At 71.1% G+C, this 21,742-nt stretch carries 22 protein-coding genes and 2 pseudogenes; 11 read left to right on the forward strand and 13 right to left on the reverse strand.

The genetic code is table 11. The annotated features are described in order from the left end of the window. The first annotated feature begins 326 nt into the window (after positions 1–326). Positions 327–680, forward strand: coding sequence for a VOC family protein (locus ACFYP4_RS08995; protein ID WP_388784135.1), 354 nt, complete (start codon positions 327–329; stop codon positions 678–680). Between the two features lie 70 nt (positions 681–750). Here ACFYP4_RS08995 and ACFYP4_RS09000 read toward each other — a convergent pair whose 3' ends face one another. From ACFYP4_RS09000 to ACFYP4_RS09015, 4 genes are all read right to left on the reverse strand, one after another. Further along, positions 751–1,176: a cupin domain-containing protein gene (locus tag ACFYP4_RS09000; protein WP_388784138.1), complete on the reverse strand. Its 426-nt coding sequence runs from the start codon at positions 1,174–1,176 to the stop codon at positions 751–753. 484 nt (positions 1,177–1,660) lie between these two features. Further along, entirely contained in the window at positions 1,661–2,305 is a 645-nt protein-coding gene (locus ACFYP4_RS09005; RefSeq protein WP_388784141.1) for a GAP family protein, read from the reverse strand. Between the two features lie 359 nt (positions 2,306–2,664). Next, on the reverse strand, positions 2,665–3,516 hold the full coding sequence (locus ACFYP4_RS09010; RefSeq protein WP_388784144.1) for an SGNH/GDSL hydrolase family protein: 852 nt from the start codon (positions 3,514–3,516) through the stop codon (positions 2,665–2,667). A 375-nt stretch (positions 3,517–3,891) separates the two neighbouring features. Continuing rightward, positions 3,892–4,605 carry an AAA family ATPase gene (locus ACFYP4_RS09015; RefSeq protein ID WP_388784147.1) on the reverse strand — a complete coding sequence of 238 codons (714 nt, stop codon included), beginning with the start codon at positions 4,603–4,605 and terminating at the stop codon, positions 3,892–3,894. A 287-nt stretch (positions 4,606–4,892) separates the two neighbouring features. Between ACFYP4_RS09015 and ACFYP4_RS09020 the strand changes: the two genes are divergently transcribed. Then, positions 4,893–5,342 carry a DUF5707 domain-containing protein gene (locus tag ACFYP4_RS09020; protein ID WP_388784150.1) on the forward strand — a complete coding sequence of 150 codons (450 nt, stop codon included), beginning with the start codon at positions 4,893–4,895 and terminating at the stop codon, positions 5,340–5,342. Between the two features lie 15 nt (positions 5,343–5,357). On the opposite strand, the pseudogene ACFYP4_RS09025 reads toward ACFYP4_RS09020, so the two are convergent. From ACFYP4_RS09025 to ACFYP4_RS09040, 4 genes and pseudogenes are all read right to left on the reverse strand, one after another. Next, positions 5,358–5,459: pseudogene (locus ACFYP4_RS09025) on the reverse strand (IS5/IS1182 family transposase); the annotation flags it as partial. 101 nt (positions 5,460–5,560) lie between these two features. Further along, positions 5,561–5,771, reverse strand: a pseudogene (locus ACFYP4_RS09030) (Rid family hydrolase); the annotation flags it as partial. Positions 5,772–5,864: 93 nt separating this feature from the next. Beyond that, complete coding sequence (locus ACFYP4_RS09035; protein WP_358855470.1) at positions 5,865–6,119, reverse strand: DUF5133 domain-containing protein; 255 nt, start codon at positions 6,117–6,119, stop codon at positions 5,865–5,867. Between the two features lie 356 nt (positions 6,120–6,475). Next, entirely contained in the window at positions 6,476–8,089 is a 1,614-nt protein-coding gene (locus tag ACFYP4_RS09040; RefSeq protein WP_358855471.1) for a cation acetate symporter, read from the reverse strand. A gap of 303 nt (positions 8,090–8,392) precedes the next feature. Here ACFYP4_RS09040 and ACFYP4_RS09045 point away from each other — a divergent pair, with 303 nt between their 5' ends. Next, the gene (locus ACFYP4_RS09045; RefSeq protein WP_358855472.1) at positions 8,393–8,725 is read left to right on the forward strand and encodes an antibiotic biosynthesis monooxygenase; all 333 of its coding nucleotides are present in this window, start codon (positions 8,393–8,395) and stop codon (positions 8,723–8,725) included. A 367-nt stretch (positions 8,726–9,092) separates the two neighbouring features. After that, positions 9,093–9,566, forward strand: coding sequence for a carboxymuconolactone decarboxylase family protein (locus ACFYP4_RS09050; RefSeq protein WP_358855473.1), 474 nt, complete (start codon positions 9,093–9,095; stop codon positions 9,564–9,566). Positions 9,567–9,697: 131 nt separating this feature from the next. On the opposite strand, the gene ACFYP4_RS09055 is transcribed toward ACFYP4_RS09050, so the two are convergent. After that, a complete protein-coding gene (locus ACFYP4_RS09055; protein WP_388784155.1) occupies positions 9,698–10,252 on the reverse strand; it encodes a hypothetical protein in 555 nt (184 codons plus the stop codon). Positions 10,253–10,670: 418 nt separating this feature from the next. Between ACFYP4_RS09055 and ACFYP4_RS09060 the strand changes: the two genes are divergently transcribed. Then, entirely contained in the window at positions 10,671–11,093 is a 423-nt protein-coding gene (locus tag ACFYP4_RS09060) for a DUF6003 family protein (protein ID WP_358855475.1), read from the forward strand. A 201-nt stretch (positions 11,094–11,294) separates the two neighbouring features. On the opposite strand, the gene ACFYP4_RS09065 is transcribed toward ACFYP4_RS09060, so the two are convergent. Continuing rightward, entirely contained in the window at positions 11,295–11,654 is a 360-nt protein-coding gene (locus ACFYP4_RS09065) for a helix-turn-helix domain-containing protein (RefSeq protein WP_358855476.1), read from the reverse strand. Positions 11,655–11,730: 76 nt separating this feature from the next. Here ACFYP4_RS09065 and ACFYP4_RS09070 point away from each other — a divergent pair, with 76 nt between their 5' ends. The 4 genes from ACFYP4_RS09070 to ACFYP4_RS09085 all read left to right on the forward strand — a co-directional run bounded on the left by ACFYP4_RS09070 (position 11,731) and on the right by ACFYP4_RS09085 (position 16,440). Further along, a complete protein-coding gene (locus ACFYP4_RS09070; protein ID WP_358855477.1) occupies positions 11,731–12,621 on the forward strand; it encodes an NAD(P)-binding domain-containing protein in 891 nt (296 codons plus the stop codon). Between the two features lie 346 nt (positions 12,622–12,967). Then, the gene (locus tag ACFYP4_RS09075) at positions 12,968–14,437 is read left to right on the forward strand and encodes a glycosyltransferase (RefSeq protein ID WP_388784160.1); all 1,470 of its coding nucleotides are present in this window, start codon (positions 12,968–12,970) and stop codon (positions 14,435–14,437) included. A gap of 198 nt (positions 14,438–14,635) precedes the next feature. After that, positions 14,636–15,670, forward strand: a complete 1,035-nt coding sequence (locus ACFYP4_RS09080) for a permease (protein WP_388784163.1) — start codon at positions 14,636–14,638, stop codon at positions 15,668–15,670. Then, the gene (locus ACFYP4_RS09085; RefSeq protein WP_358855480.1) at positions 15,667–16,440 is read left to right on the forward strand and encodes a TIGR03943 family putative permease subunit; all 774 of its coding nucleotides are present in this window, start codon (positions 15,667–15,669) and stop codon (positions 16,438–16,440) included. Before ACFYP4_RS09080 ends, ACFYP4_RS09085 begins: the two co-directional genes overlap by 4 nt. Before the next feature lie 21 nt (positions 16,441–16,461). Here ACFYP4_RS09085 and ACFYP4_RS09090 read toward each other — a convergent pair whose 3' ends face one another. Both ACFYP4_RS09090 and ACFYP4_RS09095 read right to left on the reverse strand, forming a co-directional pair. After that, positions 16,462–17,823, reverse strand: coding sequence for a VWA domain-containing protein (locus tag ACFYP4_RS09090; protein ID WP_358855481.1), 1,362 nt, complete (start codon positions 17,821–17,823; stop codon positions 16,462–16,464). Then, the gene (locus ACFYP4_RS09095) at positions 17,820–18,677 is read right to left on the reverse strand and encodes a MoxR family ATPase (protein WP_358855484.1); all 858 of its coding nucleotides are present in this window, start codon (positions 18,675–18,677) and stop codon (positions 17,820–17,822) included. The genes ACFYP4_RS09090 and ACFYP4_RS09095 overlap by 4 nt, the downstream gene beginning before the upstream one ends. A gap of 339 nt (positions 18,678–19,016) precedes the next feature. Here ACFYP4_RS09095 and ACFYP4_RS09100 point away from each other — a divergent pair, with 339 nt between their 5' ends. Further along, on the forward strand, positions 19,017–19,190 hold the full coding sequence (locus ACFYP4_RS09100; protein ID WP_388784168.1) for a hypothetical protein: 174 nt from the start codon (positions 19,017–19,019) through the stop codon (positions 19,188–19,190). A 485-nt stretch (positions 19,191–19,675) separates the two neighbouring features. Here the strand turns inward: ACFYP4_RS09100 and ACFYP4_RS09105 are convergent, their stop codons facing one another. Then, the gene (locus tag ACFYP4_RS09105; RefSeq protein ID WP_358855956.1) at positions 19,676–20,668 is read right to left on the reverse strand and encodes a helix-turn-helix domain-containing protein; all 993 of its coding nucleotides are present in this window, start codon (positions 20,666–20,668) and stop codon (positions 19,676–19,678) included. Between the two features lie 399 nt (positions 20,669–21,067). Here ACFYP4_RS09105 and ACFYP4_RS09110 point away from each other — a divergent pair, with 399 nt between their 5' ends. Next, on the forward strand, positions 21,068–21,739 hold the full coding sequence (locus tag ACFYP4_RS09110) for a hypothetical protein (protein ID WP_388784172.1): 672 nt from the start codon (positions 21,068–21,070) through the stop codon (positions 21,737–21,739). The last annotated feature ends 3 nt before the right edge of the window (positions 21,740–21,742 follow it).

Below are 21,742 nucleotides of genomic sequence, written 5' to 3' on the forward strand. Positions count from 1 at the left end.
GGTGGCCGACGGACCGGACCCGGAGCGAGCCTCGCCCGTCGCCGGCGAGGTCGGACCGGTGACCGAGGGCCGCGAGGTGTTCGACGAACGGGATGATCTTCCCTCGTAGTGCCGACGCCGTTTGCCGGGATGTCCTCCGCCGGGCGCCGTTCGGCCGCCCGGCGGGCATGAGGCGGGCCGATTCGGCGCGGACCCCATCCAGGTCGGCGGGTCGGCGAAAGCCGCCCGCCCCGCTCCTGTCGGCACGCTACTTCTGCGATCCCCCCAAGTGGCAGGGGAAGGTGACCACAGGTCAGGTAGTGCTCGCAGAGTGGCAGGATGGCGGTATGGAACGTGTACTTGGAATCGGCGGCTACTTCATGCGGGCTGCCGACCCGGCGGTCCTGAACGCGTGGTACCGCGACTGTCTGGGCCTGGACGTCGACGAGAACGGCCTATGGCGTCAGGGAGACGGGCCGACGGTGTTCGCGACTTTCGAGTCGGAGACCGACTACTTCGGATCCCGCGCCCAGCAGACCATGCTCAACTTCCGGGTCGGCGATCTGGAGGCGATGCTCGCGCAATTGCGCGCAAAGGGAGCAGACGTGGCGGAGGAAATCCAGGACATGGAGGGTGTCGGCCGATTCGGCTGGGTCACCGATCCCGAGGGCAACCGAGTCGAGCTGTGGCAGCCCGCGTGACCGCGCCGGCGCGGCCGAGCCGCCCACAGCTCTCCTTCACCCTTCGGCGATGGGGGCGTACGATCTTGAACTAACGGGTGTGGACGGTAACCAGAGGCTTGGTCTCGTCGACGACGTAGGTGGACAGCATCATCGTTGTCACCGTCCCGATGTTGCGGGCGTTGTGGATGGTGCCCGAGGGGATGAAGAAGGGGTCACCAGTGCGAAGTCGCCTGGTGGTCCCATCGTCGAACTCCATCGACACGTCACCGCGGACGATGTATCCGACCTCTACTCCCGGGTGGCTGTGGCGGCCCGATTCCCTACGCCGGGGGATTTCGACGAGTGTCTGCACGGTCTTCCAGCCCTGTGCGGGCGACGGATTCTCCTGAAGCAAGGTGCGCGTCACGCCGGCGGTCGGGTCGGGAACAGGCGGGCGATGACCGTGAGGCGCCGTGGAAGATGCCTCAGCCGCCGATGCAAAGGCGGCGGCGCCGAGCGCGCCAGCCGCCGCCACGCCACTGGACCGTAGAAGAGAACGACGACCCAACACAGTGAACTCCTTTTCATGATTCGACACCCGGGGGGAAATGCCGGGCCACAGCGGATTCGGGCAACGCTTCTTCGAAAGACGCGGCGGAGGAGTCGTGTGCCATGATCTTCGAATCTGCGGTCCCCTCATGTGAACGCCAGGAACACCGCGTCGGTTCACCCTGCACCGTCGCTTCTCGTGCAGCGGACTGCCGGCGAGCTTCCGGACGGGCAAGGGCGCTGCCTCGTTCTTCCTCGGGCTCGGCCTATGTCGTACGGGCAGTTTTCAGGGGTTCTGTCCGTGTCGCTGGCAGCCGTCCGGCTCCTCGGCCTCACCGCCGCCGCACGTCTCCCCCACCGCCCGCCCGGCGGATCCGGCGTTCGCTGACGCAGCGCGGAGCCAGGCCCCCCGATACAAGGCGCCACCGGGGACGCATGCGGGGATGGTGCCGCCGCCCGCACCGCTTCTATCAGGCGACGAGCTCGGCGATGCTCCGGGCTGTCAGCCACAGGCCGAGGAGCAGCGAGAGGGTGACGACCAGCTCCTCCTGGTGCTGCGCGAGCCAGTTTCGCAGGGCGTTCAACCGGGCGTTCGCGGCCGCAGGCGCCCAGACCACGTACATCTCCATGACGATGAGGCTGAGTGTGGCCAGGAGGCAGTAGCCGGTCAGGGCGAGCCAGGCGGCAGGTGCGGACAGGTTCGCGCCGACGGCGGTCGCGGCGCCGGCGCCGACCAGGGCCCAGGGCTGCAGCAGCCATGCCAGGCCGGCTGCCGCGGCCAGGGATGCGCTGTCGATGCGAGCGGTCCAGCGTGGGGGTCGGTGTGGGCGGGGCGGTCGACGGTGCCGATGGGCGCCGTACAGCACCAGTGCCAGGCCGATGGCGAGTTTCGCAACGAGCACGGCGGTCGAGGGCACGCTGTGACGGGCCGGGGGCTGACCGCCGGTCAGCAGCATCACGCAGGCGATCACCACAACCAGGTTGGCCAGCCACGACAACAGGAACGCCAGGCCCTTGCGAACGCCGCGCCGGGAGGCGAGCAGCAGGATGAACGCGCTGTTGTGCAAGGGCCCCAGCGTGACAGCCGTACCGATCACAATCAGGTCGAGGACCATGGGATCAGCTGCCTCCTGGACGTCAGGGCCGTCTACCACCTGTGAAGGGGCGGACCGCTCGACAGAGTGAGGCGGCGCTGCTGCGGTGCCGCATCCCGACTTTGCAGGCGGCGGCCCCGCTGGTCAAGCAGGCCGGACCCGCATGTCGCCACCGGCAGCCCGACGGCCTTACGGACGCGACCGTGCCCACACGGAGCCACCGGCCGACCGAGCTGCTGGCGAGGTCAGGGGCGTTCACAGCGGCAGCGTCGCTGCCCGGCACGACGATGGTCTGCTCGTCCAGGGCGGTGCCCTGTGGCTGCGCCCCGCTCCGCCGCGTCGGCGGTGTCGTTCGACGCGACGGAGCGGGAGAACGGTGACTACTTGCCGAGCCGGCCGTACACCTCGAGGGCCGTCATCAGGTGTCCGACGGCATTGGGGTGGGCGGAGCCGGACGTCTGCGGCAGCAGCGGATTGATCCACTGCTTGGCCGAGGACTGGCACATGTCCTTGCCACGGAACACGGAGGACGTGCCGACGAACTCGGCCTGCTTGAGGTAGGCCGCCGTCTCCAGCAGGAGGTTCAACCGGTTCGTGGCCTGGTTCAGCCAGGTGATGTCACCCTTGGCCAGTGGTACGGAGGAACCGCAGATGCTCCCGTCGGCGGGGAACAGATTCGGGTAGCCGACCACGACGACACGCGCCTCGGGGCTGCGCCGCTTGATGTCGGTGAGCATGTCGGGCACACGTGTGCTCAGCCGTGCGAAGTCAGCGTCCAGGTCCTTGCCGCTGCCGGCCAGCCTGTCGCGGCAGGGAGTGCCCTCCTTGGTGGTCAACCCGGCCAGCACGCAGGTGGTGAGCACGTCGGAGAAGCCGAGGTCGTTGCCGCCGAGTGTGACGGTCACCAGGTCGGTGTCCTTGGTGAGGGCCTCGACCTGCGGGGCGGCTGATCCCTGCTTGTTCCACAGGGAGCGCGTGGTGGCACCGCTGCAGGTGACGTCCTTGAACACGGCCGGCTTGTACGTCTCGGCGATCCATGACGGGTAACTGCCCGCGGAACGCTTGCACTCCGCGTTCGTCTGCTGCGGCAGACCCGTGCCGGCGGCATAGGAGTCACCGAGGGCGACGTAGTGCCTGACGGATCCCTGCGCGGAGGCGCCGGCCGCTTCGGCCGAAGCGGTCCCCGAGAGCAACAGCGAGGCCGTGACGGCGGTGAGGGCAGCGGCCGTCATCCCCCCTCTGCGGCGTAGGGAGAAGGGGCTGTGATGGCGCATTCTTTTCCTTGGGGTAGAAAGGAGATCTGCAGTCGGTCAGCCTGGTGTCGGGTGCACGACGTGCAGGGCATGCCTGTTGCCTCAACGGCATCGGCGCAGCTCCGGTTCACCCCGCAGAACACTTCGCTTTCATGGGCGCGGGAGCGGGCCGAGCCGCAACGCCACACCTGGCGTTGCCGGCGTCTTCAGCCGGTACGGAGGGGGCGTACGACAACCCGCATCCTGAACCGGCACGGTCCGCCCGCCCTCACCGCCTGCGACCGAGCCACCGGAGAACCGGTACGACCCTACGAAAGCTCCCGGCCGGGCGAACTGGTCCACGTTGACGTCAGGCTACGGTTCGACGATGTGCCGCAGATAGGTGTGCGGGTCGGCGAGATAGCGGCGCCAGTGATCCACGACGCCGAGCTGCTGCCAGGCGACCCTGCGCATACCGTGCTCACCGACCTCGATGATGTCCGCGCCCGGCAGTGCGGTCAGCAACGGGGAGTGCGTGGCGCAGATGACCTGTCCGCCCTCCTTGGCCAACCGGTCGATGTGCCCGATCAGTTCGAGGCACGAGGAGAAGGAGAGCGCTGCCTCCGGCTCGTCGAGAACGTAGAGCCCGGCGTGCAGGAACTTCCCGCGGAACGCCGCGAGAAAGCCCTCGCCGTGGCTGACGTGGTCCGGCGAGAAGCCCTCCCTGTCCAGTGCGTCCAGCGCGGTCTCGGCGCGCAGGAAGAAGCCCTTGCGGGCCGACCAACTGGTGGCCATACGGCGCCCGCGCCCCGAGGCGGCGTCGAATCTCATACGCTCGCCGAGGGTCGACTTCCCGCGCGAGGAGGCGTAACGCCAGTCGTGGGAGCCGCCGTAGGAGTCCAGACCGAACCCCTCCGCGAGCGCTTCGACCAGGGTCGACTTCCCCGAGCCGTTCTCACCCACCAGGAACGTCACTGGGGCGGTGAACCGCAGCCCCTCGTCGAGCAGTTGCCGGACGCAGGGCACCGACCAAGGCCAGGCTTCCTCGTCGTACGAGGAGAGATGGGCATAGGCACGTTCGATGATCACGCGACCAGTGTCGCCCGAACTCCGCGATCCCGTGTGCCTCCTGCCGCCGGCGTCAGTACCTCACGCTGTCGTCCGGCGGCGGTCTCCGCCTCTGGTTGGACACGGCAATCATCCGGCCGCCGGAGGACCGCGCCCCACTCCGGGCCATAGTCTCGAACACATCGGAAAAGCGACCGGCCAACGGCTCGACCAGCAGTTCTTGCGCTCAGCTCCGGCCGTGCTTCGCCCGTCCACTCCATTCTGCAGGCGCACCACGCCCGCTCCCACATGAATCCGAGGGATCTCCCATGCCCAAGCACGCTCTCGTCTCCTCGCTCATCGGTTTCGCCCTCGTCGGCGCGGTGACCGCCGGCGGTATCGCCATGGCCTCAGACTCCACGGAACTGGCCCTGACCAACGGCTCGGCCCGCTACATCGCCCCCTCAGGCGACAGCGCCGGCTCGGCAACCTTCACCGCGGACGTGCGTGACGACTCCGGTGTCCGCAGCCTCAAGGTCCTCGCGTGGCCCGGCAGTTCGAAGCTTGACCCGACCGCGGCGGAGCTGCGGCACACGAACGACGCCACATGCCGCAGCGCCTCGGACGACACCTCTCGCTGCACCTACACCCTGAAGGTCACCAAGAAGGAGGCATCCCGGCTGGACCGGGGTACCTGGTACGTCTCCGCACTGGCAACGGCCAAGGACGGAGACACGGTGTTCGTTCCCCACGCCGCCACCCTCCACGTCAACGATTAGGGCCTGTCCGGCGGATCATGGTCGGAGCCACGCGCGGATCGGGGCGAGGGCGACGGTGCCGTGGAAGACGTAGGCACGCTTGTCATGGCGAGTGGCCACGGCGCGGAATCTCTCGAGCGAGTTGATCGAGCGTTGGACCCGACCCATATCGCTAAGGCACGTCACGCCAGGGCAACCTCGGGCACGGTGCCCCCGTTCCCAGAGATCGGATCGGACGGCTACGCGGTGATCCGCCGGGCGCACACCTCGATCTCGACCTTCATGCGGGGATCGGTGAGGCCGCACATGAGCATGGGGCGGCCGGCCGGACCTCGCCGAACGCGCGCGCAGCGTCGGCCGGCAGGGCTCGAAGTCGGCCCGGCCGGCCAGCGGGTAGCGCACCCGTACTACGTCGGCGAAGGAACACTTCGCTTCGTCCAGGGCAGCCTGGGGACAGGCGGGAACCGTGGCAGGAGGTCGAGGTCAGGTCCTGGGAGTGTTCACCAGGAACGGCGCGCGTCCGTCCGGCCCGTCCCGAGGTCCTCAGGCAGCCAGGGCCCTGCCCTCGCCCGCGGTCGCACGGCGGGGGGCCCGCCGCCGGGCGTGCTGCGCCAGGATCTCGTCTGCGGCGCAGATCGCGTCGGCGACCGAGCGGGTGCCGGTCAGCATGCAGAGGGTACGCGTCACGTCGTCCAGCTCCCGCTGCCACTCACGCGTGCTCCTCTCCGCGAGAGCGATGCGTGCGCTCGCGTACCGGGCGAGAAGCTTTCTCACATGGCGCGGGTCCGGCGTCGACACGGTGACACCCCTTCGGTGATCTGTCCGGGAAACTGTTGTCCGTGTGCCCCGGACAAACGAGTCCATGCCCGCGCCCGGGCACGGACTTCGGCGGCAGGCCCCGGCCCGGCCCCGCGTGCGCGGCTCGACCGGCACCTACGTGGTGCGATCCGCGCCGCGCAGGCTGATCCGCACACGTCCCAGCCGGGAGTCCGCCTACCGACGTGTCCGGTGCCGGCGCCGTTCACGACGCCCACGCTCGCTGGACAGAACAGCGCCGCCGCTGCGAGCGCCCGGGGCGAGGGCTCCGTCTCCGCAGCGCCCGCCGCCGACGGAGAAGGACGGCAGGGAACAGGCGGGCATCCCGAGTGGGCCCCCTACTTCGTGGAGACCCAGCTCCTCCTCAGGGACCTGGTCTGTACGTCCCGGTGAGGTTGCCTTCCCTGGGCGCGGGTGCGGGTGCGGGTACGGTCCCGGCCGACCAACCCCAGCAGGAAGCCCACCGGGATGGTGACGAGGCCCGGGGTCTGGAGCGGATACCAGTGGAAGTCGCGATCGGGGAAGAGCGCGATCGGCGTGCCCGACACGGCCGGGGATCCCGCAAGCAGCAGCACGATCAGCGGCAGCGTCCCGTAGATGGTCCAGCGCGCCCCGGTGGCCGTGTGGCCGGGCAGGAAGAGCGCGTACAGGAGGACCGGAGCGAGTACCGAGGCCGCGACGGTGAACGACATGGAGATCAGGGTCAGTCGGCCGCGGTCCTGGAGGAGCACCGCCAGGATCACGGCGGCAACGCCGACCACGACGATGCCCGCCCTCGCCCTGCGGATCTCTCCCCCGGGTGAGCGGCCCGGGGTCCCGCCGGCCGGGCGGGCGCCGAAGTCGCGGGCGAGACTGGACGCGGCGGCCAGGGTGATGCCCGCGACGGCCGCGAGAGTGGTGACGAAGACGGCACAGGCGACGATCGCGAACAGCATGCTGTGCCGCGCGCCCCCGGGGACCGGGTCGAGTGCGCCCGTCACCATCAGCAGGGCGGTGGCTCCCCCGGGGTCGGCGGCCCGTATCAGGTCCCGGCCGATCAGGGCGCAGGCACCGAGCCCGGCCACCGCGACTCCGGCGCACACCACCGCGACGGGGCCCACGGCCCACCCGACGGCACGGCGCGCGGTCCGGGCGTCGCGCAGCGGGTGCAGCCGCATGGTCAGGTGCGGCAGGCAGGCGGCGCCGATCAGGAGGGTGGACTCGAAGCTGATCAGGTCCAGTCGCCCGGCGAAGGAGTGACCGAAGTGCAGTCCGGGGGCCGCGTAGTCGGAGCCCGCCTCGGAGCGGTCCCGCGCGGCGTCGAAGAGGGCGAGCGGCGACCATCCGTACCGGGCGAGAACGAGCCCGGCGAGAAGCAGTACGGCGGTCAGGGTCACCCCGACCTTGAGAATCTGTACGTAGCCGATGCCACGCATCCCGCCGAAGGCGGCGTAGCAGACCATCAGGGTCCCGCCGGCGACGGTGCAGCCGGTCAGCGCGCCCTCCGGAAGGCCGAACATGGCCGCCATGATGTGGCCGGCCGTGGACAGTTGCACCAGGAGCAGGGGGGCGAGCACGACGAGGGTGGCGATGCCGAGAGCACGCCGTACGGAGACGTCGCCGAGCCGTTCGGCGAGGAAGTCGCCCAGGGTGAACACGCCCCGGCGGCGCAGGGGCTCGCCCAGGATCCGCATGACGAGGTAGAGCGAGACGACGGTGGCGCACGCGAAGAGGATGCCGTCGGTCCCGTCGAGGGCGACGGCTCCCGTGGTGCTGAGCAGGGTGGCCGCGGAGATGTAGTCGCCGGCGACGGCGAGCCCGCTGCCGACCGGACCGAAGGCGGCGCTGCCGCCCGCGTAGAAGTGCTCGGGGTCGTCCAAGTCGGCGGCGGCGAGACCGCACAGCAGCAGGGACACCGCGACGAAGGCGAGAAAGACCATGGCGGCGAGCGACTGTCCGTCGCCGGTGCTCACGGGCGGCGCTCCGGTGCCGCTGATGCGTTCAGGTCTGTTGGCGCGCCCGGGCCCGACGTCGCAGGGATAGCAGGAGACATGCCGGACATGGCACCAGCGGCCCGGTGCCCCGTACAGGGGGCGGGGCGGGTGAGAGGCGAGTGCACAGCGAGGCCGGGGCCGCGTTGTGCCGAAGCACAGGACTGCGCGGACCGGCGGGCGGGACGGTGGTCCAGGGAGCTCATTGGCTTTCGCGGGCGGCGTCCTGCCGGTGGGGGGTGACCGGCGGACTGCCCGCCCTGCCCGGTGGGGCAGGATGGGGCCATGAGCGTAGTCAAGATCAACGTACTGACCGTCCCTGCCGAGCAGCGGGAAACGCTGGAGAAGCGCTTCGCCTCCCGCGCCCACGCCGTGGAGAACTCCGACGGGTTCGAGTGGTTCGAACTTCTCCGCCCGGTCGAAGGCACCGACAGCTACCTCGTCTACACGCGGTGGCGTGACGAAGAGTCCTTCCAGGCGTGGATGGAGGGCCCGATGAAGGCCGCCCACCAGGGTGGCGGCGGCACGGAAAGCGGGGAGCGTCCCAAGCCGGCGGCGAGCGGCTCCACGTTGTGGTCGTTCGAGGTCGTGCAGCAGGCGGCCCCGAAGGACGCCTAGTTCGTCTCGCGTGGTTCGTGTCGCGTCCGGCCGCGCGAGCGGCCGGACGGCGCCGTCGCGCGTTGACGAGGGTCGCGCGTCGGGGGCGGTCGGGCGTCCGGGGCGCCATCGCGCGTCCGGTCGGGGCGGTCGCGCGTCGTCGTCGTCGGCGGCGAAACGGTGGCCTGTTCTCGCGGCCGAGCCGCGCGACTTGCGGCCCGCCCGTGCGACTGACGGCCGAGCCCGCGCAGCCGGGGGTCCGGCCCCCGGCACTTTGGCGCCCGGCGCCCCGGCAGTCGGGGAGACGCACGTCACATCCGCTCCTGTCACATGCCGTCGAGCGGATCCGTCAGTGGGGTGTAACCCGACGACGGCACAGGAGTTCACCATGGACGCTCGCTTGAACCTCTACGGCAACCCGGTCGCGACCAAGTTCCTGAGGTACATCAACTCGGCCGGCAAGGTGCTTTCCGACTCGACGCTGCCCGCCGAGACCCAGGAACTGGTGAAGATCCGCGCCAGCCAGATCAACGGCTGCGGCTTCTGCACCGACATGCACACCAAGGACGCCGCGCACGCCGGGGAGACCTCGACGCGTCTCCATCTGATCGCCGCCTGGCGGGAGGCCAAGGTCTTCACCGAGGCCGAGCGGGCCGCCCTGGAACTGACCGAGCAGGGCACCCGTACCGCCGACGCGGCCGGCGGCGTCACCGATCAGGCCTGGGCGGACGCCGCCGAGCACTACGACGAGGACCAGCTCGCCGCCCTGGTGTCCCTCATCGCCCTCATCAACGCCTACAACCGCGTCAACGTCATCGTCCGGCAGCCCGCCGGCGACTACCAGCCCGGCCAGTTCGGATAGAAGCGCCTATCCGGTCTGCACGACGGGGCGACGCCGTCTCACACGCCGGCCACGCCCCCACGCACCCCGCGGATCCGTGGATCCGCGGGGCGGTGCGTGGTGAGCGTGGCCGGAGTACTACGCGTGCCGTCTCACCAGGTGTGCGCGACGTCCACCACGAGCCGGTCGTCCAGCTGAAGCACGCGGAACGGCAGCCGCGCCCGCACGCCCAGACCGAGCTGTGTGTCACCCTCGAAGCTGCCGGCGAAGCGCGTGTCCCTGAACGTCTTGTAGCCGGTGAGGTCGACACCGGGAAGCGGCTGCGCGGCCTGCCCCGGGTAGGTCGGCGAACCCGTCTCCGGGTCGTAGCTCGGGGCCCCCGCGCGCACCTCGATCACGGCACCGCCGCCGACCGGGATGTACTGGCCGGAGCCGTCCTGATACAGCCGGTCCACGTACTGGACGTGGTAGCCGAGGCCGCTGGTGCCCCCGCCGGGGATGTCCAGCACCATCCGGTCGAAGCACTCGTGCCGGCCCGTCCTGACGTCCGTCAGCGATGCCGAGGTGGTCGCGGCCCCGCTCTTCGGGCCGCTGCCCCAGGCCGTCGCACAGGCCGCCGCCCGCGTCGTGGCCGCACCCGCGGCCGCGGCCGGAACGGCCGTCACTCCCAGTCCCCCAGCCGCGAGTACGAGTGCCGCCATTGCCATACCGCTCCTGCGCATGACATCCCCCTGTCGGTTCAGTGCCGCCCCGCCCCGTGCGGGCGGCTACGAAAATGAGACAGTCCGGCGGCGTGAAAGGTTGTGTTCCGTGCCGAAGTTCGCCGGGTCATGTCGTGGAGTCCCGGTAGGGAGGCCAGCCCAGCCGAACCTGTGTCTGGACCCGGGGTCGGGGTCGCCCACATGTACGTATGGCGAAGTCCCGGTCGTCCCACCTGCTCACAGCAGCCTCACGCCTGGCTTGCCCAGTCGCCGCAACGGACCTTCCCCAAGCAGCACACCGTTGTCCGCTCTTCCAGGCGAGATGTCGCCACTGTCGGTTTCATCCCGCCGCTATGCGACGGCCGCTACGGGGTATAGGGCCGCCAACAGCACTACCCACCCCCCCCCCCGTTAGGAACCGAGAATGACTGACGACGCCTACCTCGTCCTGTTGGACGGCGCGGCCGCGACGCTCGGGGTCCCCCCGGCAGCCGTAGGAGACCTGGCGTGTCTGGAAACCCCCGCCGTCCAGGCGTGGCTCAACGCGCAGGGAGTCACGGCGGCGTCGCCGCAGCTGCGTCTGCTGCCGCCGGAGGAGACCTCGGCCGTCCCGGAGGACGCCGAACGCCTGCCCGTCCCCCTCAGCGACGAGGAGCTGAGCCTCGTACGGAACCAGTCCGCACCTCAGGACATCGCCCTGCTGGAGCAGGAGCTGCTGGCCTACCGTTCCTGCACCGACGGTCGCGACGCGCTGCTGACGCGTGCGCTCGCCGCCGGTGTGCCGGCACACCGCGTCGCGGAACTCACCGGTGAGGAGCTGACGGCCGTGAAGGCCGCCTGCCGCTGAACGGTCTCCTTGCCGTAGCCCCGGCCGACCGGGACGTGCCGGACAGGTGGTCCGGCACGCCCCGGAGGCACTGGAATCCGGTCACATGGACCGCAGCCCTCGTCGACCCGCGGCCCACGCCGACGAGTCCCGGGAGCGGATCGCCGGTCTCGGCCGCTCCCCGTGACGACGCCCGTCCTACGGGCCTCCGACGGAACCGGCTCAGTGCGGCCCGTCGAACTCCGCCGCCTCGGCGGGCCGCCCGCCGAGCAGGTGCTCCCTGCCCCAGGCGCCCAGGGGGGCGAGCGCCTCGTTGAGTGAGACGCCGAGGGGGGTGAGGGCGTAGGTGACATGGCGTACCGCTCCCCCGAACGTCTCCTCCCGGAAGACGATTCCGGCGTCCTCCAACTCCCGCAGATGCGAGGTGAGGACCTTCTCCGTGACACCGGGGATCCCGCGCCGCAACTCGCCGAAGCGGCAAGGCGCCTGGTCCAGCGCCCACAAGATGAGGGCTTTCCATTTACCGCCAACCACGTCGATCGCCGCGTCGATGCCGCACACGTACTTGTCCCGCCTGGTCATGCGCGCACCTTAAGGCAACCACCCACAAAACAGTGCGTACTTGATCACGGCCTGGGCGCGGACGAGTCTGATCTGCATGCACACCGACCTCACCGAAAAGACGTCCGTCACCCTCCTCGGCCTCGGCGACATGGGCAGCGCCCTCGCCCGTGCCTGGCTTGCCGCGGGGCATCCACTGACCGTCTGGAACCGCACGCCGGGCAAGGCCGTGCGACTGGCCGAGGAGGGCGCCCGAGTGGTGGCCACCCCGGCAGAAGCGGTGGCTTCGGCCACCGGCCCCGTCGTCCTATGTCTCCTGGACGACGCCTCCGTGGGTGAGGTTCTGGACGGCGTCGACCTGCGCGGCAAGGATCTGGTGAATCTGACCACGGGCACGCCGTCCCAGGCACGACGGCGTGCCCACTGGGCCGGGCAGCGCGGGGCTCGGCTCCTGGACGGCGGAATCATGGCCGTTCCCGCGATGATCGGCCGGCCGGCGACCGGGGGGTACGTCTTCTACAGCGGCGACCGCGAGGTCTTCGAACAGCACCAGGAGGTACTGCGGGCCCCCGCCGGTGCGCAGTTGGTCGGCGCCGACCCCGGCCATGCCGCGCTGCATGACGTCGCACTGCTCAGCGCGATGACGGGCATGTTCGCCGGTATCACCCACGCGTTTGCCCTCACGCGGCCGGAGAACGACATCGACCAGGCGCGGTTCGCCACCCTGCTCACGGAATGGCTCGCCGCCATGGCGGGTGCCGCCCAGGGCATCGCCGCACAACTGGCCAGCGGTGACTACACGGAGGGGGTCACCTCCCACCTCGCCATGATGGCGACGGGCAACGACACCCTCCTGGCCACCGCGGCGGAGCAGTCCGTCGACCCCCGCCTGCTCACCCCGTACATGGAGCTGATGCGCCGACGGGTGGCTCAGGGGCACGGAGACGAGGGCCTGGCGGGGACGGTCGCCCTGCTCAGGAACGAGTAGGGCCGAACGCCGCCGCGGCACCGCTTCGGGCACTCCGCCGTCCCCCCTTCCTGACATGCCCCCGTCCGCTCGCCACCCGTGCGGACGGGCCTCGGCCTTCCAGCCCTACCAGGGCGACGTTGATCGTGATCCGACGCGGAACGCCGAGCAATGCGACGCGACAACCGATCTCGTCGTAATTCATGAGAAAGCAGTGTTTCGAATGGTTTCTCCGGATCACCCCGAGGGGACAAGGCCAGGAGAGCCTCCGAAAGAGGCCGCGTACGCCAAGAACGTCATGAAGCGGAGAACGATCCGTGTCGGGCTCCGACGAGCGGTGGACCTGAATCCCAGTGGACGGACTGCCATGGCACAGCTCTTCCTCTCTCCGCATGCGACCGCCGGGGAGGCGCCGCTGCCGGAGGTGGCCGTCGCCCCCGCCGATCCCTCCCTGCTGAGAGACACCATCGGGCCCGAGCGGGCGGCCGGCCTCGACGCGGCGGTCGGCGGCCTTCGCTCGGTGCTCGGTGCGCGCCGGGTCATCGACGTGAACTCCACGACGGCCGGCGGCGGAGTGGCCGAGATGCTCTACCGGATCGTGCGGTACACGCGTGGCGCCGGGGTCGACGCGCGGTGGTTCACGATCGAGGCCGATCCGACGTTCTTCGCGCTCACCAAGCGGCTCCACCATCTCCTGCACGGCCAGGACGCCCCGGGTCCACCCCTGGACACCCACGCCGGCGCCTACTACGCGGCCGTCGGTGAACGCAACGCGCGGGCGCTCCTGCGGTCGGTGCGGCCCGGGGACCTCGTCACCCTGCACGATCCCCAGACGGCCGGCCTGGCTCCGGCACTGCGGCGAGGAGGCGTACGGGTGGTGTGGCGCTCGCACATAGGAAGCGACGCGCACAACGAGTTCACCGACCGGGCATGGGCATTCCTGCGGCCTTTTCTGGATTCGGCGGACGCGTTCGTCTTCTCGCGCGCCCAGTACGTGCCCGGCTGGCTCGCCGAGCGGCAGATCGCGGTGATCCAGCCGTCGATCGATCCCCTGTCGGCGAAGAACCGGCCGCTGGACGACCACGCCGCCGCCGCGATCGTGCGCCGCATGGGTCTGCGGGCCGGCGGCCGCGCCCGCGAACGGGCCTTTTACCGGCGCGGGGACGGAACCGTGGGGCAGGTCCGTCGCAGGCCGGTCTGTCTGTACAGCGTCTCCCCTCCCCCGGCCGAGGCTCCGCTGGTCGTACAGATCTCCCGGTGGGACCCGCTCAAGGACATGGCCGGGGTGATGAGCTCCTTCGCCGCGGGCGCCGCCTCGCTCGACGGGGCGCACCTCGCGCTGGTGGGACCCGATGTCACCGGTGTCAGCGACGACCCCGAGGGCGGTGCGGTGTTCGCGCAGTGCGTCGACCTGTGGGGCCGGCTGCCGCTTCGCAGCCGCTCCCGGATCCATCTGGTGTGCCTGCCGATGGCCGACGCCGAGGAGAACGCGGTGACCGTCAGTGCCCTGCAGCAGCAGGCCACCGTCGTCGCGCAGAAGAGCCTCGCCGAGGGGTTCGGGCTGACCGTGACCGAGGCCATGTGGAAGAGCCGTCCGGTCGTGGCGAGCGCTGTCGGCGGCATCCGGGACCAGATCCAGCACGGCGTCCACGGCATCCTCCTCGACGACCCGCACGACCGCGTGGCCTTCGCGGCACACGCCGGCGGGCTGCTCCAGGATCCCGGCCGGGCCGCCGCACTCGGTGCCGGAGCCCGGCGTCGGGCACTCGAACACTTCCTGGACGACCGCCAGCTGTGCCAGCAGTCCGCCCTCTACCAGAGCCTCGCCGTGGCCTGAGCCCGGTCGCGGGGGGGGGGGCGCCTGCCCGCGGCGCCGGCACCGATCAGGGCGAGGGGGCGTCCCGAGACCCGCCCGCGGGGCACCGGCGGCCCGCCCGCGGACGGGCCGGGAGGGGCCGGGGCGGCCCGGGGCGGTTCACGCCCCGGCCGGGCCAGCCGCTATGTTCGCTCTGAACATCGGACAAGCGGAGCGGGCATGCGGACGACGGACGAACCGGCCGGAGAGCTGCGGGCCGCCCTCGTGGAGCCCACGACGGCCGAGACGACCTCGTCGGGAAACTGGCCGCGCTTCTGGCCGCTCGAACTGCTGTGCGCGATCGTCCTGCCTCCCGCCGCGGCCTTCGTCGCCATGCGGTGGGACACACCGGCCGTGCAGGCCTGGCGGACCGTCTGCCTCGCGATCACCATGCAGGCGCTGCCGTTCCTCCTCCTCGGCACGGCCCTGTCCGGTGCCATCAACGCGTTCGTACCGGCCCGCGTGTTCAGCCGACTGCTGCCCCGCAGGACCGCGCTCGCCGTCCCCGTCGCCGGAGTCGCGGGAGTCGTGCTGCCCGGCTGCGAGTGCGCGTCGGTGCCGGTCGCGAACAGCCTCATCGGGCGCGGTGTCACCCCGGCCGCCGCCTTCGCGTTCCTCCTGTCGGCACCCGCCGTCAACCCGGTGGTGCTGACGGCGACCGCCGTCGCCTTCCCCGGCAGTCCGGGCATGGTCCTGGCGCGGCTCCTCGCCTCGCTGGTCACCGCCGCGGTCATGGGATGGCTGTGGCTCTGGCTGGGTCGCGAGGAGTGGCTGAAGCCCGTGGCCCGTCACACCGGGCACGAGCCGGGGCGCAACCGCCTGCGGGAGTTCCGGCGCGGTTTCCAGCACGACTTCCTGCACGCCGGCGGGTTCCTGGTGCTGGGTGCGATGGCCGCGGCAACGTTCAACGTGGCGGTTCCGCGCTCGGTACTCGACATGTTCTCGGGCTCGCCGTGGCTGTCGGTGCTGTTCCTGGCCGTGCTCGCCGTCGTGCTCGCGGTGTGCTCCGAGGCCGACGCCTTCCTCGCGGCCTCGCTCACCGGCTTCTCGCCGCTCGCCCGGCTGACGTTCATGGTGGTCGGGCCGATGGTCGACCTGAAGCTGATCGCTCTTCAGGCGGGCACTTTCGGACGGGCCTTCGCGTTCCGCTTCTCCGCCGCGACCACGGTCGTCGCGATCCTGTGCAGCACGCTGACCGGAGGACTACTGCTGTGAGACGGCCGCTTCAGGTGCTCCTGCTCGTCCTCAGCGGCCTCGGCCTGCTGCACGCCTCGCTCTTCACCGACCTGTGCCTCCGGTACGTGAAGCCCGGTATGCGTCCGATGCTGATCGTCTCGGGGGCCCTGCTGATCCTGCTCGGGCTCGCGGAGGCGTGGTCGGTCCGCCGTCCGGACGCGGAGGGCGGGCATGACGGGCGGCGCGGCGGGGGCAGCAACGGCGACAGTGGCGACGGCCACGGTCACGACCACTCCTCCGTGCCCCGCGTCTCCTGGCTGCTGTTCTTCCCGGCGCTGAGTCTGCTCTTCCTCGCGCCGCCCGCCCTCGGTGCCTACACCGCTGCCCGCCAGCCGCCGCGGGCGGTCACGGAGAAGAGGGACTTCGACCGGCTGCCCGCGACCTCGCCGGTGCCCATGACCCTGACGGATTTCACCAGCCGCGTACGGCAGGACCGTGAGCGGGCCGTCGCGGGCCGCACCGTCCGGATGACCGGCTTCGTCACCCCCGGCCGGCGCGACGACAGCTGGTACCTGACCCGGATCATCATCTCGTGCTGCGCGGCGGACGCCCAGTCCGTACGGGTACGGATCCACGGCGCCGCCGCGCTGCCCGCGAACACCTGGGTGTCCGTCACCGGTACCTGGCACCGGGGCGGGACCCTGGGCACGAAATCCGCCGCGATCGCGCTGGACGCCCGCACCGTCGACAAGGTCGCCAAACCGGTGAACGCCTACACCGACGCCCTTCCGCTCCCCCTCTCCCGCTGACACACCACGGCCGAACGACGTTCAGACGGGCAGCAGGCGGGCGATCAGGTCACCGAGCTGCCGGGCGTTGCGGCACTCGTACATGTTCACCAGCTCGGCGTAGGAGAGCGCCGCGGAGTCGCCGGTGCCCCACTGGGACCGCTGCTCCGGGTTCAACCAGTGGAAGCGGCGGGCCTGTCCGGCGAGCCGGCGCACGGCCGGCAGATTCGGGTCGCTCATGTTCGTCCGGGCGTCACCGAGGACGAAGACGGTCGTCCGCGGCCCCACCGCAGCGTCGTACCGCTCACTGAACTCAGCGAACGCGGCGCCGTAGTCACTGCTCCCGTGCCAGCCGGTCAGCGTCGCCTCCGACCGGATCCGGCCGCTCAGCCCCTCGGGGTCGGCGGCGCCGCGCACGAGCAGACCCGTCACCTCGTCGATCCGGTTGACGAAGGCGAACACCCGCACCTTGCTGAACTGATCGTGCAGCGCCTGCGTCAGCAGCATCGTGAAGTCGGAGAAGCCCGCCACCGAGCCCGACACGTCGCACAGCAGGACGAGTTCGGGGCGGGCGGGACGGCGACGACGAAGCACCGGCCGCATCGGCACCCCGCCGGTCGACAACGACCCGCGCAGCGTCCGCCGCAGGTCGACGGTCCCCCGGGAGGCGCGACGGCGCCGCGCGGCGAGACGGGTGGCGAGTTTACGCGCCAGTGGCTGAACCACCCTGCGCAGTTCGGCGAGTTGGTCCCGTCCGGCGAACAGGAAGTCGACCCGGTCCGCGGTGGTGACCACCGCCCGCCGCGCGATCCGGTCCCGGCCGCGCCGTTCGGCCACCCGGCGCCGGGCCTCCGTGACGACCTGCGCCCGGAAGGCCTGTATCCGCCGCCGGACCTCGTCCTCCAGCAGCCGGTCGGCGAACCCCGCTCCCCCGGCCTGGGCCCTGACGGTGTCGCGCACGCGCGCCATCAGCGTCTGCGGACGCAACCGGTCCAGTGTCTGGTACGAGGACCAGCCGTCCGAGCCCGGCGAGGAACCGTAGCCGCCGAAGCCGTCCACCGCCTCGACGGCCAGCCCCGCCAGCACCGCCTGGTCGTCCGCGGCGAGCGCGGCCACGAGCCGGTCCCGCAACTCCTCCCGGTCGACGGGCTTTTCTACGTCCGCCACCCCGACCCGACGAGGGAAGTACACGTCGAAGACCGGGTCGAACACCGCCCGCTGCCCCGTGCTGTGGAGCAGCGTGGCGGCCAGTCCCTCGCGCAGCCGTTCCCGGTCGGTGAGACCGAGCGCCTCCAACGCCTGTGCGGCGTCCACGGTTTCGCCGGTGCCGATGCCGACACCGTGCGAGCGCAGCGCGGCGACGAGACCCGTCAGCCGCTCCGCCACCCCGGCCGGGGCGCTCACACGGCGCCCAGGTCGAGCTTCGCCGTCGCCTTGAGCACGTCGTCCTGGTGCTTGAGTAGGACGCCGAGACTGTCGCGCACCACCGACTCGTCGAGGGTGCCGGCGCCGAGTGCGAGGAGGGTGCGCGCCCAGTCGATGGTCTCGGCGACCGACGGGACCTTCCGCAGGTCCATCCCGCGCAGCGCGCCGACCACGCGCACCACGGACTCCGTCAGCGCCTCGTCGAGGTCAGGCACCTTCAGCCGCACGATGCGGCGCTCCAACTCCTCGTCCGGGAAACCGATGTGGAGGAAGAGGCAGCGTCGGCGCAACGCCTCCGACAGCTCACGGCTCGCATTCGACGTGAGCACCACGAACGGGCGGCTCGTCGCGGTGATCGTGCCCAGTTCGGGGACCGTGACCTGGAAGTCACTGAGCACCTCGAGAAGCAGGCCCTCGACCTCGATGTCGGCCTTGTCGGTCTCGTCGATCAGCAGGACCTTCCGTTCGTCCCCGCGGATCGCGGTCAGCAGCGGCCGGGGCAGCAGGAACTCCTCGCTGAAGATGTCCGTGCGCGCCTCGTCCCAGGTCTCGTCACGGCCCGCACTGATCCGCAGCAGCTGCTTGGCGTGGTTCCACTCGTACAGCGCCCGGGACTCGTCGACTCCTTCGTAGCACTGCAGGCGGATCAGCTCTGCCCCGGCGACCTGGGCGACGGCCTTGGCCAGTTCCGTCTTGCCGACGCCCGCGGGGCCCTCGACGAGCAGTGGCTTGCCGAGCCGGTCGGCCAGGAAGACCGTGGTGGCGACGGCCGGGGAGGCGAGGTAGCCGGTCCCGGCCAGCCGCGCGGACACGTCGTCGACGGATGTGAACAGCAACGGGGCCTCCAGCGCGGCGCGAGCCGGTCGGGATCGAAGGAGAGGGAGAGACGTTGGACGAGCACTATCTAAGCGCTTGTTCACCTCCGCTGTCACGGGGGACGAACCACGCTGTCACCGGCGGGACGAGCAACGCGGTCGCGTGGGACGAGCAACGCGGTCGCCTGGCACGAGCAACGCGGTCGCGCGGGGTCGGCCGCGGAAGGCCGAAGCCGCGCGCGTCCCGACGGCAGACCGGCGGTTCCGCCATCCGGACAGGCTTACGGGCTCAGGCCCGCGGTTTTCTTCCGGGGACCCCGGGCAGTCGGTTCGGTGAGTGCCTACGAAAGGACCGACATGAGCGCCGGAGAGAAGGCCAAGGCCAAGACCGAGCAGGTCGTCGGTAAGGCCGTGCGGAAGGCGGCCCACGCGGCGGGCAACGAGACCACCGCCGCGAAGGGTGCCGCGCTGGAGACCCGGGGCAAGGCCCGGGACGCCAAGGAGAAGTCGAAGGACAGCTTCAAGCGCTGACCGAACGGTCGCAGGGACGCACGCCGTGCGTGCAGCCGCGTGCAGGTGATGGCGCGCAGCCGGGTTCTCCGGCTGCGCGCCGTCGTCGTCCCACGGAGGTGCGATGCACGCTTCCTGCCACGCACCCGGGCGGGTGGGCTCCCCTGCCGGTGTCCGAGGCCTGCCCGGCACGCGACCCGTGCCCCGGCGCCGTCGCCGCGGGCCGGCTGCTCGCCTGCCGACCGCAACGCCCCCTCGCCGCGCGGCCTCCGCGGAAACCGTCGGCTGCGGCACGGCCCGCGCTGACGACCACCGCCGGCACCGCGACGCCGGTCCGGCGCCGTGCGCGCCGGAGCCGGGCCAGGACCCCCGTACCCGGCCCGCTCCAGACGCTCGCACGCCCCCCGGCCGCGGTGATCACAAGCATGCACGGGCAGGGGTCCGCCTGTCGTTGGCCGACAGTCCACATTCCCTTGGCGGTGGGTCTACTGCACATGGCTGTGGGGCTACTGCGCGGTCTTGCGGCCGGCGCCCGACCCGAGCGCCTGCTGGCGGAGTTCGCTCGGCGGAACGCCGTAGGCGGTGCGGAAGGCCCTGCTGAACTCCGCGGCGCGGGGGAACCCCCACCGGGCGGCGACGGCGTGGACGGGTTGCGTGCGCAGGGCCGGATCCGTGAGATCGCGGCGGGCGTTGCGCAGTCGCTGGTCCCGGACGTAGGAGGCCACGGTGACGCCCTCCGCCTGGAAGAGGCGGTGCAGATAGCTGCGCGAGATGTGGTGCGCGGCGGCGATCCGGGCGGGTGTCAGTTCATGGTCGCCCAGATGATGTCGTATGAACGCCTTGATGCGCAGGGTCAGCGTCCGGCTGTGGGTCTCCGGTGGCAGCCGTACGTCGGAATCCGCCCCGTGCGCCGCGACCGCGGTGACCAGATCCGCGACGACCGTGCCCAGCCGGGGTGCGTCCGACGGCTGGAAGGAGCCGGTGTCCGAGGCCACCTGGACCAGGAACTGGCGCAGCAGGGCACCGAATCCCTCCCGGCCGGATATCCGGCGCCCGATCATGCCGTCCGTCCGGTGGGCGGGCAGCGCGACCAGCGCCCGCGGGATCTCGACGCCGATGCTGCTGACCGGGTCGGGGCCGGTGAAGATCTCGTACGACCGTGAGGAGCAGTTGACGTGGAAGTCGTGGGCGCCGTACGCGACGTCCCGCCCGTCCCAGGTGGCGGCCGCCTCTCCGCGCAGCAGGAGGGAGAGGTGGAGAACCTCGGGGTCGGACCGGCGGATCAGTTTCGCCGTCCGGCGGAAGACCAGCTGGTCGAACGTCGCCGGCCAGACCGTCACGTCCCCGAGCTGGATCAGCCGCTGCTGGGCGCGGTAGTCGGCCGTGCGGTCACTGGCCAGCTCCATGGGTGCGTGGGTACGGCCCAGTCGCTCCGTCCAGGCTTCGAACCGGTCGCCCACCGGAAGATCAACGGTGCGGAAGACCGACTCGTGCAGCACGGCCGTAGTCAATCACACGGGCGGCGGTGGAGTCGCTCGGGGACTGCGGGCCCGCACCGGGGGACGTCCCCGGGAGCGTCCTCGTCGCGAGGGGTGCGCGCGGGCGAGAACAGGCCATGCCGTCCAGCGACGGCAAGGTGTCCGGTACATGCGGTCTGTTGAGCATTCGTCACCGGCGCCGGGCCGGGCCGCCGTGGGAGCGGCATCCCGCCCGCGGTCCCCGGAACACCTGTGCCGACCGCGACCCGGCCCTCGTCGGCGGTGGACTCCTCACGCATAATCGACCAGCCGGTGACGCGTGAACAGGTCGCGCGGACGTGCAACTGCGGACGGCCGAAAGTCGTCCTTCCGGTCAAGCTGTTGAGGCACACGGATTCTTTGACACCAGGGGGACGAACGATGAACCAGACGCCGACGAAGAGCCGCAGACCGGGCACCCTCCGCGCTGCCGTGCTGGGGGCGTGTGTGGTGGGGGCGTTGACCCTCACCGGGTGCAACGGCGACGGCGGCGCGGAGGGCGCCGGCAGCGGCGCGAGCGCCACGAAGGCGGGCGGCACGGGCAGCAAGGAGGCGGCCACCGGCGCCGCGAGCAAGAAGCCCGGTGCCGGTGCGAAGGCATCCGCGGGTACGGGCGGCGGCGCGAAGTCCCAGGGCACCGCTCCGGCCGCGTCGAAGTCCCCCGCTGCCACGCCGACGGGCGCGGGTGGCGCCGACGACGACGGCTGTGACCACAAGATGCCCATCTCCCCGGACGAGATCGCGGTCTACCGCTACACCCCGGAAGGGGGATCCCTGAGCCTGATCGTCAAGCACGGCAACTGGGGTTGCGGCTCGCCCGACTCGGACGGCGCGCCGTTCGAGACCGTCGGCAAGGAGACGTTCATCCCGATGGACCAGGCCGCGGACATCACCGTGACCAACCCCATCGTGGAGAACACCGAGAACCAGCACATCGGCGTGCAGGAGTTCCTCGACTGGCTTGAGGCCCACCCGAACTCGGGTCTGGTCTTCACCTACCACCTCGGTGCCGACGGCGCCATCGACCGCCTCGACGAGGTTTTCACCCCCTAGGCG

This window comes from Streptomyces sp. NPDC005551 (assembly GCF_042871785.1).
Classification (GTDB): domain Bacteria; phylum Actinomycetota; class Actinomycetes; order Streptomycetales; family Streptomycetaceae; genus Streptomyces.